The organism is Acidovorax soli (assembly GCF_014207955.1).
GTDB lineage: Bacteria > Pseudomonadota > Gammaproteobacteria > Burkholderiales > Burkholderiaceae_C > Acidovorax > Acidovorax soli_A.
On the sequence record NZ_JACHLK010000018.1, the window covers coordinates 49470 to 67611 of the forward strand.

Annotated in this window: 15 protein-coding genes and 1 riboswitch; of the genes, 7 read left to right on the forward strand and 8 right to left on the reverse strand. The window is 68.5% G+C overall.

The window, feature by feature from the left end:
- Positions 1-21: 21 nt before the first annotated feature.
- On the reverse strand, positions 22-1908 hold the full coding sequence (locus HNP48_RS29990; RefSeq protein WP_184864243.1) for a TonB-dependent receptor domain-containing protein: 1887 nt from the start codon (positions 1906-1908) through the stop codon (positions 22-24).
- Between the two features lie 79 nt (positions 1909-1987).
- A riboswitch (cobalamin riboswitch) is annotated at positions 1988-2228 on the reverse strand.
- A gap of 36 nt (positions 2229-2264) precedes the next feature.
- Here HNP48_RS29990 and HNP48_RS29995 point away from each other — a divergent pair.
- The 4 genes from HNP48_RS29995 to HNP48_RS30010 all read left to right on the forward strand — a co-directional run bounded on the left by HNP48_RS29995 (position 2265) and on the right by HNP48_RS30010 (position 4950).
- Positions 2265-2489 (forward strand): hypothetical protein, encoded by a 225-nt coding sequence (locus HNP48_RS29995; RefSeq protein ID WP_007858570.1) that lies wholly within the window; start codon positions 2265-2267, stop codon positions 2487-2489.
- The gene (locus HNP48_RS30000) at positions 2486-2893 is read left to right on the forward strand and encodes a cell division protein ZapA (RefSeq protein WP_184864245.1); all 408 of its coding nucleotides are present in this window, start codon (positions 2486-2488) and stop codon (positions 2891-2893) included. Before HNP48_RS29995 ends, HNP48_RS30000 begins: the two co-directional genes overlap by 4 nt.
- A gap of 515 nt (positions 2894-3408) precedes the next feature.
- Positions 3409-4002, forward strand: a complete 594-nt coding sequence (locus HNP48_RS30005) for an ankyrin repeat domain-containing protein (protein WP_184864247.1) — start codon at positions 3409-3411, stop codon at positions 4000-4002.
- A gap of 132 nt (positions 4003-4134) precedes the next feature.
- On the forward strand, positions 4135-4950 hold the full coding sequence (locus tag HNP48_RS30010) for a sulfite exporter TauE/SafE family protein (protein WP_184864249.1): 816 nt from the start codon (positions 4135-4137) through the stop codon (positions 4948-4950).
- 186 nt (positions 4951-5136) lie between these two features.
- Here the strand turns inward: HNP48_RS30010 and HNP48_RS30015 are convergent, their stop codons facing one another.
- The 4 genes from HNP48_RS30015 to hemN all read right to left on the reverse strand — a co-directional run bounded on the left by HNP48_RS30015 (position 5137) and on the right by hemN (position 11331).
- Positions 5137-7611 carry a bifunctional diguanylate cyclase/phosphodiesterase gene (locus HNP48_RS30015; protein WP_184864251.1) on the reverse strand — a complete coding sequence of 825 codons (2475 nt, stop codon included), beginning with the start codon at positions 7609-7611 and terminating at the stop codon, positions 5137-5139.
- Positions 7608-8936: an HD-GYP domain-containing protein gene (locus HNP48_RS30020; RefSeq protein WP_184864253.1), complete on the reverse strand. Its 1329-nt coding sequence runs from the start codon at positions 8934-8936 to the stop codon at positions 7608-7610. Before HNP48_RS30020 ends, HNP48_RS30015 begins: the two co-directional genes overlap by 4 nt.
- A gap of 284 nt (positions 8937-9220) precedes the next feature.
- Complete coding sequence (locus tag HNP48_RS30025) at positions 9221-9946, reverse strand: sulfite exporter TauE/SafE family protein (protein ID WP_184864255.1); 726 nt, start codon at positions 9944-9946, stop codon at positions 9221-9223.
- Between the two features lie 2 nt (positions 9947-9948).
- Positions 9949-11331: an oxygen-independent coproporphyrinogen III oxidase gene (gene hemN, locus HNP48_RS30030; protein ID WP_184864257.1), complete on the reverse strand. Its 1383-nt coding sequence runs from the start codon at positions 11329-11331 to the stop codon at positions 9949-9951.
- 173 nt (positions 11332-11504) lie between these two features.
- Between hemN and fnr the strand changes: the two genes are divergently transcribed.
- Positions 11505-12224, forward strand: a complete 720-nt coding sequence (fnr, locus tag HNP48_RS30035; RefSeq protein ID WP_184864259.1) for a fumarate/nitrate reduction transcriptional regulator Fnr — start codon at positions 11505-11507, stop codon at positions 12222-12224.
- 4 nt (positions 12225-12228) lie between these two features.
- Here the strand turns inward: fnr and HNP48_RS30040 are convergent, their stop codons facing one another.
- Together HNP48_RS30040 and HNP48_RS30045 are read right to left on the reverse strand one after the other, a co-directional pair.
- A complete protein-coding gene (locus tag HNP48_RS30040) occupies positions 12229-12831 on the reverse strand; it encodes a histidine phosphatase family protein (RefSeq protein WP_184864261.1) in 603 nt (200 codons plus the stop codon).
- A gap of 116 nt (positions 12832-12947) precedes the next feature.
- Positions 12948-13934 (reverse strand): tripartite tricarboxylate transporter substrate binding protein, encoded by a 987-nt coding sequence (locus tag HNP48_RS30045; RefSeq protein ID WP_184864263.1) that lies wholly within the window; start codon positions 13932-13934, stop codon positions 12948-12950.
- Positions 13935-14029: 95 nt separating this feature from the next.
- Here HNP48_RS30045 and HNP48_RS30050 point away from each other — a divergent pair, with 95 nt between their 5' ends.
- Together HNP48_RS30050 and HNP48_RS30055 are read left to right on the forward strand one after the other, a co-directional pair.
- Positions 14030-14836 carry an IclR family transcriptional regulator gene (locus HNP48_RS30050; RefSeq protein WP_184864265.1) on the forward strand — a complete coding sequence of 269 codons (807 nt, stop codon included), beginning with the start codon at positions 14030-14032 and terminating at the stop codon, positions 14834-14836.
- 60 nt (positions 14837-14896) lie between these two features.
- Positions 14897-17236 carry a cytochrome P450/oxidoreductase gene (locus HNP48_RS30055; protein ID WP_184864273.1) on the forward strand — a complete coding sequence of 780 codons (2340 nt, stop codon included), beginning with the start codon at positions 14897-14899 and terminating at the stop codon, positions 17234-17236.
- A gap of 39 nt (positions 17237-17275) precedes the next feature.
- Here HNP48_RS30055 and HNP48_RS30060 read toward each other — a convergent pair whose 3' ends face one another.
- Positions 17276-18133 carry a hypothetical protein gene (locus tag HNP48_RS30060; protein ID WP_184864275.1) on the reverse strand — a complete coding sequence of 286 codons (858 nt, stop codon included), beginning with the start codon at positions 18131-18133 and terminating at the stop codon, positions 17276-17278.
- Positions 18134-18142: the final 9 nt, after the last annotated feature.

Genomic DNA, 18142 nt, shown 5'->3' on the forward strand with positions numbered 1-18142 from the left:
TCTTCTCATCTGCAATGCGTGTTACTGCGGTGCCCACTTCAGGCCGACAAAGAACGTGCGGCCCGGGGTGGCGTAGGTGCGTGCCAGTTCGTAGTGCTTGTCGGCCGCGTTGTCGAGGCGCGCGGTCAGCGTGAAGTCGCGGGCAATGCGGGTGCTGGCGTGCAGGTTGAACAGGCTGTAGCCGCCCAGCACGAAGGTGTTGGCCACGGTGTCGAAGCGGCGGCCCGAGGCCTGCACCTCGGCGCCCACGGTCCAGCCCGCGATCTGCGTGTCGGCACCCAGGGTGCCGTGGCGCTTGGCGCGGCGCGCCAGCATCTTGCCGGTATCGAGGTCGCGCGGGTTCTGCAGGTCCAGCGAACCACGCAGCTGCACGCTGCCCAGGCGGTAGGAGCCGGCCAAGGTCACGCCCTTGTACTCGGCGCGTGCCACATTGGCGTAGCAACCCAGAGGGGACGGGCAGGGGCCCACAGGGCCAAAGACGATCAGGTCCTGCACGCGGTTGCGGTAGGCCGTCACCGAGAAGCTGCTCGATGCCTGCGCCCAGCGCAGGCCCAGTTCGGCATTGCGGCTGCTCTCGGGGTTCAGGCGGCCCGTGCCGTACTCGCTGAAGCGGTGGTACAGCGTGGGCGCGCGGAAGGCCGTGCCCACCGAGGCCGTGGCGCGCCACTGCGGTGCGAAGGTGTAGCCATAGGCCAGGCTGCCCGTGCCCTTGCCGCCGAACTCGCTGTCCGAGTCGTGGCGCACATTGGCCTGCAGCGTGTGGCCGCCCGCGGTGTAGCCATAGCCCAGGGCCAGCGCATCCTGCGAGCGCTTGCGGTCGATGGGGGCGTTTTCCAGCCGGTCTTCGCGGCGCTCCAGCGCGGCGGTCACCAGGTGCGGGCCCTGGCGCCATTCGTTCTGGAACAGGTAGCCGCGCAGGCGGGTCTCGGTCAGGTAGAACGAGGGCGTGGTCTGGTACTCGTCGCGCGAATCGGTGATCTGCACGCGGGTCTTGTACTGCGGCGTCCACTGCGCCTGCCAGTTCAGGCCCAGGGCATGCAGCTTGTGCTGGTTGCGGTCATCGCGGCCCAGGCCGCTGTCGTAGCCGCTGTCCAGGTCGTTCACGAGCAGTGTGGCTTCGAGCCGGTGCGTGGCATTGATCTGCAGGCCCACGCGGGCGCTGGCCGAGGTGCTTTCGTAGCCGTCACGGTCGGGGTTCTGCGTGGCCACGGTGCGGGCGTTGAAGCCCTTGCTCTCTTCGCGGGCGATGCCCAAGGCGTAGTCGATGGTGCCGCTGGCGCCGCTCACGCCGGCCTCGGCCTTGCGTGTGCCCTGGTTGCCAATGCCGATGCCCACATAGGGCGCCACACCCTGCTCGCCGCGCTTGGTGAAGATCTGCACCACGCCGCCCATGGCGTCGGAGCCGTAGACCGCGCCGGCCGGGCCGCGCAGCACCTCGATGCGGTCGATCTGCGCCAGCGGAATGGACTCCCATGCCGCGCCGCCCGTGGATTGCGAATCCATGCGCACGCCGTCGATGTACACCGCCGTGAAGCGCGACTCTGCGCCGCGCAGGAACACGCCCGTGGTCGTGCCGGGGCCGCCGTTGCGCGAGATCTCGATGCCCGGCACGCGCGCCAGCACGTCGGCCAGGCCCGTCGCGCCACTGGTCTCGATGGTCGCGCGGTCGATCACGGTCACGTCGGCCACCAGATCGGACAGCGGCTGCGGCGTGCGCGTGGCGGTCACCACGGTCTCGGCCAGCGAGGGCGCGCGCAGGTTCTGCGCGAGCAGCACCGGGGCGTTGCCGTTCTGCTGGGCGTGGGCGGCGCAGGCGCCCAGCACGGCCAGGGACACGAGCGCAGGGCGCAGGCACAAGGACCGGGGAACGGACGCAGCAATGCGCGCACGGGGGGTACGGATTTTCATGGGGCGAATCGTCGGCAAGCAAAAACCCGTGCCGGCCTCCCGCCAGCGAAATGGGTGACACGACTGCCTGCACCAAGGCGCAGGCAGCCACCGTGTTGGCCGGTATCCGGGCTGGCGGAACGCTTCTCAAAGCCTTCCCAGGTGCTTGTTCAAGGCACCCAGTGGCATGGGGATGAAAAGGGAATCGAAAACCGATTCGTCCGCTGACCGTTGCGGGGGCAGCGCAGGCTCGGCGCGCCATGCGTGGCGCCACCTCCCTGCTTCCCGTTGAACTGCAGCATGTGAACCACACCGCGAGCACCAACCCGGTGATTTTACGACCGATTACAACCCGCCGTCCTACAATCGGTGGCTGTATGGCAACAACACCATCGACAACCGACCAGATCGCCGAGCGCGTGGAGCGGCTCCTGGTGCGCCACGCCGAACTGCAGCGCACCAATGCGCTGTTGTCCGAGCAGGTGGCCGCACTCACGCAGGAGCGCGACTCGCTCAAGTCCCGCCTCTCCGCCGCGCGCTCGCGGGTGGATGCCCTGCTCGAGCGCCTGCCCCAAGCCCCTCCCGCGAAAGACGCCGCATGAAGCAAATCGAGGTGCAGATCCTGCAGCAAAGCTACCTGCTCAGTTGCCCCGAGGGGCACGAGAGCCGACTGCTCGATGCCGTGGAACGTGTGGACACCGCCATGACGCGCATCCGCGATGCCGGCAAGGTGCGTGCCCGCGAACGCATCGCGGTGCTGGCTGCGCTGAACCTCGCTTTCGAGATCGCCGACCGCGAAGCCGCCGACATGGCCGCCGCGGCGGACCACCCCCATCCCGTGCCCATGGCCACACCCGTGGCGGTGGGCGACGACATTCCGCCGCCACCGCGGCGCATGGGCGTGCAGGAGTCCCTGCTGCCCCCCGATGCCGACGAAATCCAGCGCCTGCAGAACCTGGTGCAGCGCCTGGACCAGGCCCTGGGCGACGACGGGCGCCTGCTGTAAACGGCGCTGCGGCCCTGCGCTATCAATGGCGTACAGGTCAGAGAATTCTTTACATCGCCGACAGCTTTCAGGGGCTTTCAGAGCCCCTACAATGAAGGTGTCTGCGGTGCCGCCGGGTTTTATATTTCCTTGAACCAATGCTCTCTGAGCACGGGCTTGGTACATCGCCAGGGGAGCGTGATCGTCTCGCGTCAGATGAACCCAACGCCTGGCTGCCCTCGCCCACCTGAACCCCCGGTTCAGGATGACAGGCCCGGTAGCAAATACCGCAGACACCTCTACCCAAAGGCTGCCGGATCGATCACTCCGGCAGCCTTTTCTTTTTAGGGCAACGCTGAACAAGTCCTCGCGATGGCGCGTGCCCTGATTTGGGATGGGCTGCTAGGCGCAAAGCACAGCCATAGCCTGTGCTATGGCGAGCATTTGCAACGCCGCAGACCGCCCAAAGCAGGGTGCGCGGCGCGCGAGGGACTTGTTCAGCGTTGCCTTAGGCCATCCGCTATCCTGCAGCGACCATGCACGCCTGCATTCCCCTTTGCCTTGCCCTGTGCTGCTGCAGCCTGGGGGTGTCGTTCGCGCCGGCAGCCCTCGCCCAGGCGCCCGCTGCAGCGGGCGCACGGCAGCACGCCACCCTGTACGACGCCGCCGTGTTCAATGACCGTGCGGCCGTCGAGCGCCTGCTGGCACACGATCCGGCCAGCGTGAACCGCGGCGACGCGGCCGGCTTCACGCCGCTGCATGGCGTGGCCGGCGAAGAGCACACCGGCATGGCCCGCCTGCTCATCGCGCGCGGCGCCAACGTGAATGCCGCCAACCGCGAAGGCACCACGCCCTTGCACCTGGCAGCCTACCCCGCCATGGCCAGGCTGCTGGTCGAGGCTGGCGCAGCCATCGAGGCACGGGACCATGACGGCAACACACCGCTGCACTCGGCCACCGCGCACCCGGAGATGCAGGACGTGATGGCGCAGCTGCTGCGCCTGAAGGCCGACCCCAACGCGCGCAACAAAGCGGGCAGGACTGCGCTGGACATGGCCACCGAACGCGGCGAGCCCGGCAAGGCGGCCCTGCTCAGGCGCTACGGCGCACGCCGCGGCGGCCCGCAGTAGGCACCCATCCCAGAGGCCCAGCTCCTGCGCCCGGCGATGCGCCCCCGTCAGCAGAGCGGAGCCTCGCGCACTACAATTCTTGCGCCACCCAGCGGTGCGCCCCGCCTCCTTTCCACATCCCTCCCCCTGCCCATGCTTGACCCCCTCCTGATCGTTGAACTCGGTGTTCTTGGCCTGTGCACGGGCTTTCTCGCGGGGCTGCTGGGCATTGGCGGCGGCATGCTCATGGTGCCCTTTCTCACCTACATCCTGGGTGCGCGCCAGGTGGCACCCGACCTGGCGGTGAAGATGGCCATCGCCACCTCGATGGCCACCATCGTCTTCACCTCGGTCTCCAGCGTGCGCGCGCACCACAAGCGTGGTGCCGTGCGCTGGGACATCGTGCAGCGCCTGGCACCGGGCATCGTGATCGGCGGCTTTGCGGCCAGCCTCGGGGTGTTCGCGCTGCTCAAGGGTTCATCGCTGGCGATCTTCTTTGCGCTGTTCGTGAGCTTCTCGGCCACGCAGATGTTCCTGGACAAGAAGCCCGCACCCACACGCCAGATGCCGGGCACGGCAGGCCAGCTGGCGGCCGGCGGCGTGATCGGCTTTCTCTCGGGCCTGGTCGGTGCGGGCGGGGGCTTTGTCAGCGTGCCCTTCATGACCTGGTGCAACGTGGCCATCCACAACGCGGTCGCCACCAGCGCGGCGCTGGGCTTTCCGATTGCACTGGCCAACGTGGTGGGCTATGCCGTGGGCGGGCAGTCGGTGCAGAACCTGCCGCCGGCCTCGCTGGGCTACATCTGGCTGCCCGGCCTGGCCGTGATCGCGGTGTGCAGCGTGCTCACCGCACCACTGGGCGCCAAGGCCGCGCACAAGCTGCCCGTCAAGCAGCTCAAGCGCGTGTTCGCCAGCCTGCTGTTCTGCCTGGCCGCCTATATGCTCTACAAAGGGGTGACATCCCCCTGAGTCGCTCCGCGCCTTCCCCCTTCACTCGAATGGCTGCGCCATTCGGGAAGGGGGACGCAGCCAGTGCGGCGGGGCGGCCCTTGCACGGCTGCCCTGGCTTAGACCGCGGAGATGCACAGGCTGCAGTCGAAGCGATCCGCCTCGCGAGCTCCGGCACCACCCCATGGCAACAGCGTTGCGTGCAGCTCAGTCTTCTTCGGGATCGGACGCGCGCTTGCCAGCCACCACCGGCTGCGGCGCGGGCACGCCGGGCGGCGCAGCGACCGGCCGGCCCAGCAGGCTGCGGAAATCCTCGGCCGGCAGGCCGGGCGCGCGCAGAAAGCCCTGGTAGTGGTCGCACTGCATCTGCGCGAGCACCGCGCGCTGCACCTCGGTCTCCACGCCCTCGGCCACCACCTCGATGCGCATCGCGCGGCCCATGCTCACAATGGCGCTCACGATGGCCCGGTCGCCATCGTCGTCGGGCAGGCCGCGCACGAAGGACTGGTCGATCTTGAGCTTGTGGATGGGCAGCTTCTTGAGGTAGGCCAGGCTCGAATAACCGGTGCCGAAGTCGTCGATGGCCAGGCTCACGCCCAGGCCGGCCAGCTCGTGCAGGCGCTGCTCCATCTCGGCGGCGTCCTGCAGCAGAATGGTTTCGGTCAGCTCCAGCTCCAGCAAGGTGGGCGGCAGCTGGTGCACGGCCAGCAGGCGCGTGAGCCGCTCCACGAAATCGGGCTGGCGGAATTCGAGCGCCGAGACATTGACCGACACCACGATGGGGTGGCCGCCGTGGATCCAGGCCGCGGCTTCGCGCACGGCCTGCTCCATGACCCAGGCACCCAGCGTGACGATGTAGCCCGACTCCTCGGCCAGTGGAATGAACATGCCCGGCGAGACCGCGCCGAACTCCGGGTCGGTCCAGCGGATCAGTGCCTCGGCACCGGTGATGGCGCCGGTCTCCATGCTCACCTGGGGCTGGTAGTGCACGGCCAGGCGCTGCTCGCCCAGCGCCTGGCGCATGGCGTGCTCGAGCTTCATGCGCGAGAGCAGGTTGGCATTCATCTGCGGCTGGTAGAAGCCGTAGCTGCCGCGGCCGCGCTCCTTGACCTGGTACATGGCCGTGTCGGCCTGCTTGATCAGCTCGTCCAGCGTGGCGCCATCCTGCGGGTACAGCGCCATGCCGATGCTGCACTGGATCGAAAAACCCATGCTGTCCAGCGTGAAGGGGCGCAGCATCTCATCGAGGATGCGCCGCGCCACGCTCTCGGCCACCACGGCATCGCCGCCGTGCAGGTAGATCACGAACTCGTCGCCGCCCAGGCGGCACAGCATGTCGGTCTGGCGCAGGCAGGTCTGCAGGCGCTCGGCCACCAGCTGCAGCACGCGGTCGCCAAAGGGGTGGCCCAGCGAGTCGTTGATGATCTTGAAGCGGTCCAGGTCCAGGAACAGGATGGCAAAGCCGGTATCGCTCTGGCGCGCGCCCTGGATGGCCGTGTCCACGCGCTGCGAGAGCAGCAGGCGGTTGGGCAGGCCGGTGAGCACGTCGCTGTAGGCCAGTTCCTCGATGCGCTTTTGCGCGGCATGCTGCAGGGTGAGGTCGCGCATGAAGCCGATGCTCTGCACCAGCCGGTCTTCGTCGTCGCGCAGCGCCACCCAGGACAGCTGCACGGCGCAGTAGGCATCGTTTTCGCGGGGCAGCCACAGCTCGCCCTCCCAGAAGCCCTCGCGCGCCCAGCCGGCCTCCACCTGGGCCATGAAGTCGGCATCGGGCCCGCCGCCGAACAGCGAGGCCGCCGCCGCGCCCTCGAAGGAACGCGCGTTCTTGCCCACCAGGCGCTCGCAGCCCGGGTTCATGCGCATCAGGCGGTGGTGGCTGTCGGCGATGAAGATCGCGTCCATGCTCGACTCGAACACCCGCGCCGCCAGGCGCAGGCTGGCCTGCACTTCGTGCTGGCGCGTGATGTCGCGAAACGAGTACACCCGGCCCACGGCGCGCCCCTGGCTGAACTGGGGCACCGAGCGGCGCTCGATGCTCATGCCATTGCGCAGCGCGATGATGTCGATGCTCTCCTGCATGGGCTCGGCCGTGATGGCGGCCAGCCGCTCCATGTAGAGCGGCACGTCGGCCACCTGGTCGGCCATGTGGGCGAACAGGGCTTCGTCGTCGCGGCGCACGAGCAGCGGGGCCGGCACGTTCCACAGCTGGGCCAGGCGCTGGTTGAAGGCGCGCACGCGCCCGTCCAGGCTGCACACCAGCATGCCGTCGGCGGCCGAATCGAGCGTGGCGCGCAGCTCGGCCAGCAGGGTCTCGAGCTCGCGCTCGGTGGCCTGCTGGTGGCTGCGGTCCACCATGGTCACGAGGAAGGCCGTGCCGCCTTCGAGCCGCGGCACGCGCGTCACGCGCCGCTCCACGGCCACCAGCATGCCCGTGGCATGCAGCACGCTGGTGTGGGAGTGGATGCCGTCGGCCACCACGGCCGCGGGCTGGCTCCAGAACACCATGTCCTGCGGCGTCGCGGCCAGCTGGGTCACCGGCATGTCGAGCATGTCGGCGATGGACAGGCCCGTCAGCTGCTCGGCCGCCTGGTTGGCCGCCAGGATGTGCAGCGTCTTTTCATCGACGAGCCACACCGCCTCCAGCAGACCGTCGATCCACGCCTGCGGCAGCGGCCGGATCACGCTCCACCCTCGTCGGGGACAGCGGCCACGGCACGTTCGAAGAAGTAGCAGATGCGCTTGCGCGGCGACAGGTAGTCGAGCGCCTCGCGCGGCAACTGGGCGGGCTTGAGGCTGCGGCGGATGCCCAGCTCGGGCACGGTCTCCAGGTCGAGGATGGGCGCCTCGTCCTTGGGCACGCGCGGGTCGTGCACGATGACCTTGGGGCGCAGCGGCCGCGAGGAGTTGACCGAGGCCACGATGGCATAGCGGTCGTTGACCAGCTGCACGATGGAGCCCGGCGGGTACACCCCCATCATGCGGATGAAGGCCCCCAGCACCACGGCATCGAAGCGCGCCTTGTGCTGGGCGAAGATGACGGACAGCGCCTCGTGCGGCGTGAGCCCGCCCATGCCGCTGCCCGGGCTGCACAGCCGGTCGTAGTGGTTGACCAGCGCCAGCACCTGGCCGGGGCGTGAGAGGTCATGCGCCGTGAGCCGCATCGGAAAACCGCTGCCGTCCACCATCTCATGGTGCTGCGCAATGGCCAGCAGCACCGGCTTGCCCAGGCCCATGCGGCTCGCCAGCGCCACGGACTCGCGCACATGGCCCTCGTAGCGGGTGCGGTCGGGCGCCGGCATATGGGGCAGTGCGTTCTTGAACGCATCGGGCAGGCGCATCTTGCCCAGGTCGTGCAGCAGGGCTGCCACGCCCAGGTCCTGCAGGTCTTCGGCCTTCATGCCCAGGGCCTTGCCCAGCAGCAGGCTGACGACCAGCACGTTCACGGGGTGCAGCGCGCCGGACTCGCCCACGCCTTCGGACAGCAGGCGGATCACCGAATCGCCGTTGTTGAGCAGATCGGTCACGCAGCCGGCCACCAGCAGCTCGCCATCGGTGCGGGCGCGCTCGGGCAGCTCCACCACCAGCTTTTCCAGCTCCACGTAGCGCCGGGTGGCTTCGCCAAAGCGCTGGTTGCACAGGGCCAGGGCACGGTTCTGCGCCTCCAGCAGCCGGCGGCGGCGGGCGGCGGCCTCGTCCGCCGCAGGGTCCGCGGAGGCCGCCAGCGGGGCGGGTGCCGTGGCCTCGCGCACGGCGCCGGCCGCATCGGGCGGCGGTGCATCCTCGGGGCCGCCCACCGGGGGCAGGGGCAGATCACGCAGGTCGGGGTCGCTCTTCTTGGGTACGTAGCGCACCTCGGTCAGCCCCAGTTCGCGCAGGGTGGCGATCTGTTCGGCCGACGCCACCCGGAAGCTGCTCACCGGAAACGGATGGTGCATCCAGCCCAGGTCGAGCTGGATGTACATGCCGATGCGCAGCTGGCGGATATCGATGAGGATGGACGAATTCACTGCAAACGTACGTGAGGAAACACGGCGGCACTTCTGCCACCATTGGTTACACCCATTATCTCCAGTTCTGAAGGCTTGTCTTGCCCTGCCATGCCCCGGGACATTCCCCCTGCACCACGGCTGGCGGGGGCTGCGGCGCGATTTACCTCCTGGTAAAAACCCTGGGGCGGGCTGCGCAGCGAACGGCGCCCCCTGCGGGCCCGGGCCGCACGCCGCATGCGTGCAAGTACGTAGGACACACAAAACAACAGTCCGGCACGCCCCTCAGCCCCGAGCCCACTGTATCACCGGCACCACAGCGAAGGCTTGACGACCAGGTCCATCCACAGCGCCCAGCCCGCCGCCGCGCACAGCAGCCCCCCGGCAATGCGCGTGCCCCAGTCGGCCCGGGCCTGGTTGATGCGGCGGCGCAGGCGCCCCCACAACCAGGGCCCGCCCACCAGCCACACCCCGCTGCCCAGGGCGAACCAGGCCATGGTGGCGGCCCCCTGCACCGGCCCGCCGCTGAGCGCCGCCACCAGCAGGGCCGAATAGAGCAGGCCGCAGGGCATCAGCGCCCACAGCAGCCCGGCCACCCCCACCCCGCCCGCCCCGGCCGTGAGCGGCCGAACGCGCTGCCAGACCCTGCGGCCCAGGTGCTCCACCCAGGCCGGCTGGCGCGCCTGCACCATGAGCAGCACGCCCCAGGCCATCACCGCCAGGTGCAGAAAAACCCACGCGGGCTGCAGCGCCGCCGTGCGCTGCGTGAGCCAGGCCAGGCTGTCCATGGCCAGCGCCGCAGCAGCACCCAGGCCCGCATAGCCCGCCACCCGCCCGCCATGGAAGGCCACGAGCCGCCCCAGGGCGGGCGGTGGTGGTTCCAGCGCTGCACCTGCCGGCCCGGCCCAGCGCACCGGCTGGCCGCCCCCCTGCTCCACCAGCGCCCCGCAGGGTGCAGCGCACATGGCCAGGCAGTGCGGGCCACCGGCCAGGCCCATCACCAATGCGGTCCAGCCCAGGGTGGCCAGCATGGTCAGATGATCCGGGAGAACCGGGCGCGGTTGCGGTCGGCCTGCAGGTAGCGGTCGAACACCATGGCGATGCCGCGCACGAAGAACCAGCCCATGGCCGTGACGGTGATGCCCTCACCGGTCACGTTGACCAGCCCCTGCTCCTGCAGGCCGGCGAGCTGCTCCAACTCTGCCGCGAAGCTGCGGCGAAAGTCGATCAGCCAGCCCGCCTCGATGGACTCGAAGGACAGCTCGCCCTGGCACATCAGCGCCATGATGACGGCGCGGCGCACCAGGTCGTCGCGGTTCAGCGCCAGGCCGCGCACCACGGGCAGGCGGCCCTGGTCCAGCAGGTCGTAGTACTCGTCCAGGGTCTTGGCGTTCTGGCTGTAGGTGGCGCCCACGCGGCCGATGGCCGAGACGCCCAGGGCGATCAGGTCGCAGTCGGGTTGCGTGCTGTAGCCCTGGAAGTTGCGGTGCAGCCGCCCCTGGCGCTTGGCCACGGCCAGGGCGTCGGTGGGCAGCGCGAAATGGTCCATGCCCACATAGACATAGCCCGCGTCCATGAACTGCTGCAGCGAGCGCGACAGCATGGCCACCTTGGAGGGTGCCGCCGGCAGCTCGGCCGGCACGATGCGCCGCTGCGGCTTGAAGCGCTCGGGCAGGTGCGCATAGGCATACAGGGCGATGCGGTCGGGCCGCAGGGCCTTGACCTGTTCCAGCGTGCGGTCGAAGGATTCGGGCGTCTGCCGTGGCAGGCCGTAGATCAGGTCCACGTTGACCGACTCGAAGCCCAGCCGGCGCGCCGATTCGACCAGCGCGAACACCTGCTCGGCCGGCTGCACGCGGTGCACGGCCTTTTGCACGTCGGCATCGAAGTCCTGCACGCCAAAGCTCAGGCGGTTGAAGCCCAGCTCGGCCAGCACGGCCAGGCGCTCGGCCGTCACGGTGCGCGGGTCCACCTCGATGGAGTATTCGCCGCCCGGCGCAAAGCTGAAACTGCGCTTGAGCACGGCCATCAGCTCGCGCAGCTTGTCATCCGACAGAAAGGTGGGTGTTCCCCCGCCCAGGTGCAGTTGGCTCACCACCTGGCCGGTGCCGCAGTGGGCCGTGTGCAGCTCCACCTCGCGCGCCAGGTAGCGCAGGTACACGTCGCCCCGGTCGTGGTGCTTGGTGATGATCTTGTTGCAGGCGCAGTAGTAGCACAGCGATTCGCAGAACGGAATGTGCACATACAGCGACAGCGGCAGTGCCTTGCCCGGCGCGCCCGCCCGGCGCTGGGCCAGGGCCAGCACGTAGTCGTTTTCGCCAAACGCCTCCACAAAGCGGTCGGCCGTGGGATAGGAGGTATAACGGGGGCCCGGCACGTCGAAACGGGTCAGGAGTTCGGGCGTCACAGCGGTCATTTCGGGGGCATTCCTTATTGAGGTGGAACTTTGCCGCAGTGCTTGCCCCCCGTCCTTGACCTAGATCAAGTGTTGAAAGGCCCGCAGGGCCCACAATTTGATTCATGTCAGCCACCACCACGCTCCTCTCGCCGGATGCGATCCGTTCGCAACCCCCAACAGCTGCTGCGCCCATGAACCCGCTCACCATCAAAGTCGCCTGTTCCAACTGCAACCTGCGCGAGCTGTGCATGCCCGTGGGCCTGAACGACGCGCAGCTGGAACGCATCGACGAGATCGTGGCGACGCGGCGCAAGGTCAAGCGCGGGGGCACGCTGTTCCGCAACGGCGAGACCTTCACCTCGCTGTACGCCATCCGCACCGGTTTCTTCAAGACCTGCGTGGCCACCGAGGACGGGCGCGACCAGGTGACGGGCTTCCAGATGGCGGGCGAGATCATCGGCCTCGACGGCATCGTGAACGACCACCACACCTGCGACGCCGTGGCGCTGGAAGATGCCGAGGTCTGCGTGATGCCCTTCGACCGCATCGAGGAGCTCTCGCGCGAGGTCACGGCCCTGCAGCACCACGTGCACAAGATCATGAGCCGCGAGATCGTGCGCGAGCACGGCGTCATGCTGCTCCTGGGCAGCATGCGTGCCGAGGAGCGCCTGGCGGCCTTTCTGCTGAACCTGGTGCAGCGCCTGCACGCGCGTGGGTTCTCGCAGTCCGAGCTGGTGCTGCGCATGACGCGCGAGGAAATCGGCAGCTACCTGGGCCTCAAGCTCGAAACCGTGAGCCGCACCTTCTCGAAGTTCGTCGAGGAAGGCATCGTCGAGGTCAAGCAGCGCCATGTGCGCATCCTCGATACCGATGCGCTCAAGCGCATCGTCAACTCGCAGACCTGCAGCTAAAACTTCAAGAGACCTGCAAGCGGGCGAGCACTTCGGCCCGGCCGCCAGCATCGGCCCGCAGGATCAACGCCTCACCCGAGCTGGTATTGCCGCCCGCGAGGTCGGCCAGCACGAACATGTGCGTGAACCAGGCCTCGAAACTTCCGGCCCGCAGCGATGCTGCCGCCAGCGCCTGGCGCAATTCGCGCAGATGCTCCGCGCCGGTGGTCTCGCGCGCGCCATGTGGGGAGCCCAGCGCCGGCCACACCTGGGGTGCTGCAAACGCCAGGGTCGCCGTGTCGATACAGCGGCACCAGGGACTCGAAAGCACCTTGGCCGGCTGCAACTGACGTTCCTTGAACCACGCGCCCGTGCGCCGCGCCTGCGCGCGGCCTTCTTCGCTGAGGTTGCGCTGCGTGTTGCAATCGCCCAGGCGAAACCTCGGAGGATCAAAGGTACCGGGCGCCAGGGCATGGCGGAAGGCTGCCACCACACCGCCCTTGCGCAGCAGGGCTTCGGCCTCTCGATCCTGGCTGGCCCAGGCGCGCAGCGTGGTGAGGGCCAGGCCCGCACCCAGCAGGGTGCGCCGGCCCAGGGCCGCGTCCTGAAAACGGTGGCATGTCGGCATGGGACTTCCCGGCATCGGGTGGAGCGTTGGAGCCCCACTGTAGCGGGGAGTGCGCCGCCGGGTGCAAACCTGCGGGGGCGCCGGGGTCTTGCCGCAGCGCCCCGGGCCCGCTCCACTCAATCGAGCGAAATGCGCTGTGCCTTGATCAGCTTGTGCCACTTGTCGGTTTCGGTGCGGATCAGGTCCGCATACTGGGCCGGCGTGCTGGCCACGGGCTCGATGCCGAAATCGATGAGCTTTTGCTTCACGGCAGGCTGGTTGATGGCCGTGGCCACCTGCTTTTGCAAAGCGTTCACCACGTCGGCCGGCGTGCCCGCGGGCGCAACGATGCCTACCTGGGCCGAGGCCTCCACATTCTTGAAGCCCAGCTCGGCAAAGGTCGGCACATCGGGCAGCTGCGGCAGGCGCTTGGCGTTGGCCACGGCCAGGGGGCGCACCTTGCCGGCCTTGATGAAGGCGCCGCCGGCGGCCAGGTCGACCATCATCGCGGGGATCTGGCCGCCGGCCAGGTCGGTCAGTGCCGGCGCCGCACCGCGGTAGGGGATGTGGGTCATGAACAGGCCGGCATCGACCTTGAGCAGCTCCATCGCCAGGTGGTGCGGGCTGCCTGCGCCGGCCGAGCCGAAGCTCATGGCGCCAGGCTTGGCCTTGGCCTTGGCGATGAAGTCCTTGGCGTCCTTGAAGTCCGCACCGGGGTGGGCCACCAGGATCATGGGGAACTTGCCCATCAGCGTCACGGGCACCAGGTCCTTGCTGGGGTTGTAGGTCAGCTTGCTGTACAGCGCGGGGTTGAACACCATGGTGCCGTTGTCGGCCGACAGGATGGTGTAGCCGTCGGGTGCGGAGCGGCCCGTCTCGACGGCGGCAATGGCGGTGTTGCCACCGGGCTTGTTGTCGATCAGCACTGGCTGGCCGATCTGCGTCGACAGCTGCTGGCCCACCGTGCGCGCGAGAAAATCGGAGCCGCCGCCTGCCGGGTAAGGCACCAGCCAGCGGATGGACTTGGCGGGGTAAGCAGCAGTTTGCGCGCTGGCCGGTGCGGCCCAGGCCAGCAATGCAGGCAGAGCCAACATGGCGGCAGCCAAGCGACGATTTTTCAACATGTCCAGACCTCGTAGGATTAATATCTGCGTGATGTTACTCCGCTATGCGTAATATCCCGAGGCAGCGTTTACCCTAGGTTTCACACCAAAAGACCATGAGCACACCCCCTTCCACGGCCCGGGTGGCCGACCGCCGCCAGCGCGTCCAGTCCGCCGAAATGGGCCTGAGCGTCCTCAAGGCCCTGACCCGCCTGGGCGGCGCCGCCAGCCTGACCGCCACCGCCGCCGAGGTGGGCGAGAGCCCCGCCAAGGTGCACCGCTACCTGGCCAGCCTGTGCCAGCAGGGCTTTGTCGAGCAGTCGCCCACCAACCAGCACTACTACCTGGCGCAGGAGTCCATCGCCATCGGCCTGGCGGCCCTGCGCCAGTGCGACCCGATCCGCCTGGGCGAGGCCTCGCTGCAGCGCCTGCGCCAGGCGCTGGAGGTGACGGCCTTCCTCGCGGTGATGGGCAACAAGGGCGCCACCGTGCTGCGCATGGAAGAGCCCACGCTGCCGGTCACCGTGAACATCCGCGCGGGCTCGGTGCTGTCCACGCTGTGGTCGGCCACGGGCCGGGTGTTTTTGGGCTATTCCAACGACCGGCAGGTCACCGACATGGCCGAGCAAGAGCTGGCCGAGGCGTCCGCCGAGCGGCGCGCGCAGCTCGACGGCACACGGCCGGTGGAGCAATTGCGCCAGCAGGTGCGCGCGCGCGGCTGGGCCATGGCCAACGACTCGCTGCTCAAGGGCATCAGCGCGCTGGCGGCGCCGGTGTTCGATGCCACCGGCAATGTCTGTGCCTGCCTGACCACGCTGGGGGCCACGGGCGGCTTCGACCTGCGGCCCGATGGTGCCATCTGCCCCGCCCTGCTGCAGGAGGCGCGCCTGATCAGCCGGGCCATGGGCTACCAGGGCCACTAGGGTAAACCCGTAATTTTGAATTCATATTGCGTAATACATTTACGCAAAAGGAGATTCACGATGACTGCCCCCGCCAACGCCTCCCGCTGCCCGGTCGACCATGCCGCGATGGCCGCCGCCCTGAAGAGCCCCACGGGTTGCCCGGTGAGCGCGCGCGCGGCGGCCTTTGACCCGTTTGCCCCCAGCTACCAGCAGAACCCCGCCGAGGTGGTGCGCTGGGCGCGCGAGGAAGAGCCCGTCTTCTACAGCCCCGAGCTGGGCTACTGGGTGGTGACACGCTACGAGGACGTGAAGGCGGTGTTCCGCGACAACCTCCTGTTCTCGCCCTCCGTGGCGCTGGAGAAGATCACGCCCGCCACCGGGGAGGTGATGGACATCCTCAAAAGCTATGGCTTTGCGATGAACCGCACCATGGTCAACGAGGACGAGCCCGACCACATGGCGCGCCGCCGCCTGCTGATGGACGCCTTCATGCCCGAGCGGCTGATGGACTACGAGCAGCCCATCCGCGACCTGGCGCGCAAATACATGGACCGCTTTGTCGACAAGGGCCGCGCCGACCTGGTGGCGGAGATGTTCTACGAGATCCCGTTGACCATTGCGCTGCACTTCCTGGGTGTGCCCGACGAAGGGGCCGAGCAACTGCGCCACTTTGCCGTGGCCCACACCCTGAACACCTGGGGCCGGCCCACGGCGCAGGAGCAATTGGAGATCGCGCACAACGTGGGCCGCTTCTGGCAGACGGCCCAGGGCATCCTGGACACCATGATGGCGAAGCCCGACGGCGAAGGCTGGATGTACGACTCCATCCGCCAGCACCACGCGCACCCGGACATCGTGACCGAGTCCTACCTGCGCTCGATGATGATGGCCATCCTGGCTGCCGCGCACGAGACCACCTCCAACGCCACGGCCAACGCCTTCATGACCCTGCTGTCGCACCGCGAAGCCTGGGAGGAAATCTGCGCGCAGCCCGCGCTGATCCCCAATGCGGTGGAGGAATGCCTGCGCGTGGCGGGCTCCATCATCGCCTGGCGGCGCATGGCCACGCGCGACACGGTGGTCGGCGGCGTGGAGATTCCCAAAGGCGGCAAGCTGCTGCTGTTCCAGGCCTCGGCCAACGCGGACGCCAGCCATTTCGAGGACCCCGACCGCGTGGACCTGCACCGCGAGAACGCGGTGGAGCACCTGACCTTCGGCTACGGTGCGCACCAGTGCATGGGCAAGAACATCGGTCGCATGCAGATGCGCATCTTCCTCGAAGAGTTCGTGCGCCGCCTGCCGCACATCCGGCTGGTCGAGGGGCAGCAGTTCGATTTCCTCTCCAACACCTCGTTCCGTGGCCCTTCGGCGCTGTGGGTGCAGTGGGACCCGCTGCACAACCCCGAACGGCTGGCCAACCAGGCACCTGCCGTGCTCGCCAAGTTCCAGATCGGCCCGCCACCCAAGGATGGCATTGCACGTGCCGTGGTGGTCAAGGACAAGATCGCCGAAGGCGAAGGCCTCTACCGCTTTGTGCTGGCCGCTGCCGGTACCACCCCGCTGCCCACCTGGACGGCAGGCTCGCACATCGACCTGATCGCCGGGGGCCACCGGCGCAAATACTCGCTGTGCGGCGCGGGCGCCCACCCGGGCTGCTACGAGATCGTGGTGCAGCGCGAGGAAGACGGGCGCGGCGGCTCGCGCCACTTCTGCGACACCCTGCAGCCCGGTGCCGAAATCCAGCTGGCCGGGCCCAAGAACCTCTTCCGCATCGACGAGGCGGGCGCCCACCACATCCTGCTGGCTGCGGGCATCGGCATCACGCCCATCCTGGCCATGGCCGACCGGCTCAAGGCCCTGGGCCTGCCGTACGAGCTGCACTACGCCGGCCGCGCGCGCCAGAACATGGCGCTGCTGGACCGGGTGCTCAAGGACCATGCCGGCCACGCCACCCTGCACATCAAGGCCGAGGGCGCGCGCATGGACCTCCCCGCCCTGCTGCAGCAGGTGGACGGCAGCACCCGCGTCTACGCCTGCGGGCCGGACCGGTTGATTGCCGAACTCGAAACCCTGGCCGAGCATTGGCCCGAGGCCGTGCTGCGCTTCGAGCACTTCAGCACCGACAACGCGGCGCTGGACCCGAGCAAGGAGCATGCGTTCACCGCCGAGCTCAAGGACTCGGGCCTCACCATCGAGGTGCCGCGCCACCAGACCCTGCTGCAGGCGCTGCAGGCCGCCGGTGTTGATGTGCCCTGCGACTGCGGCGAGGGCCTGTGCGGTGCCTGCGAGGTGCAGGTGGCCGGCGGCGACATCGACCACCGCGACAAGGTGCTCAGCAAGACCGAGCGCCAGGCCAACCAGCGCATGATGGCCTGCTGCTCGCGGGCCGCGGGCGAACGGGTGGTGCTGTTCCTGTGATCCCCGGCGCGAACGCCTTGCCCCATGGGGGCATGGCGTTCAACCAGCCTTCGCTGGGGCGCCGGCCTTGGCCTGGCCCCGGGCCTGGGCTTCGGTCTTGAGCGACTTCCAGAGGCCCCAGACCTCGCGCAGCACCTGCGACGTGGCCTCTGCCTCCACACCGTGGCGCAAGGACTCCGCAAAGCGCAAACGCGGTGCCGGGTCGCAGCTGAGCTTGTGCGGCACGCGGTAGTTGTCGATCTTCTTGAACAAACCGTGCAGGCTGGACTGCAGCCGCGCTGCCCGGTCGTCATTCCACCCGACGTGCTCCTCGGTCGTGACCAGGCGCTTGCCCTTGAGCGCCAGCGGGGCCTGGGCCAGCAGCTGGTAGAACAGGTCGATGGTCCGGCTGGTGAACATGTCGGTCAGGCCGGCAATGCCGTACTCGCCCCGGGCCTCGCCCGCGAGCCAGAATTCACTCTCGTGTATCCACTCGCCCAGGTACAAGCTTACTTGGGACGGTGCATGCCGCTCGAAGCCGAGGAAGCGGATCAGAGCAACGTGGTCATCGACGGCCAGGCCATAGGGCTGCGAGTCCCGGCTGAGCAGGTCATGGAGGAAGGGGTCGGCAAACGCCCTGCCCGACTCCTCGGACCGGACAAGCTCCTCGGTTTCGCTGTCCCTGAAGTGGCTGCGCGCCTCGATCGCCGCTTGCCAGTGCGCCTCGCCCTGCAAAGGGCTCCAGATCAACTGGCGGCAGCGGATGAACTTGTCGGGGGATTCCACGACCTTGCCCTCGAAAAACAGGGCCCTCAGCTGCTTGAGCTCTTCCTTGCGGCACCAGTCGAAATAGTCGGCCTGTTCCAGCCGGTCCCACAGGTCCTGTCGGGTATGGCCGTCAATGGCTTGGGCGTCCATGTCTTTGTT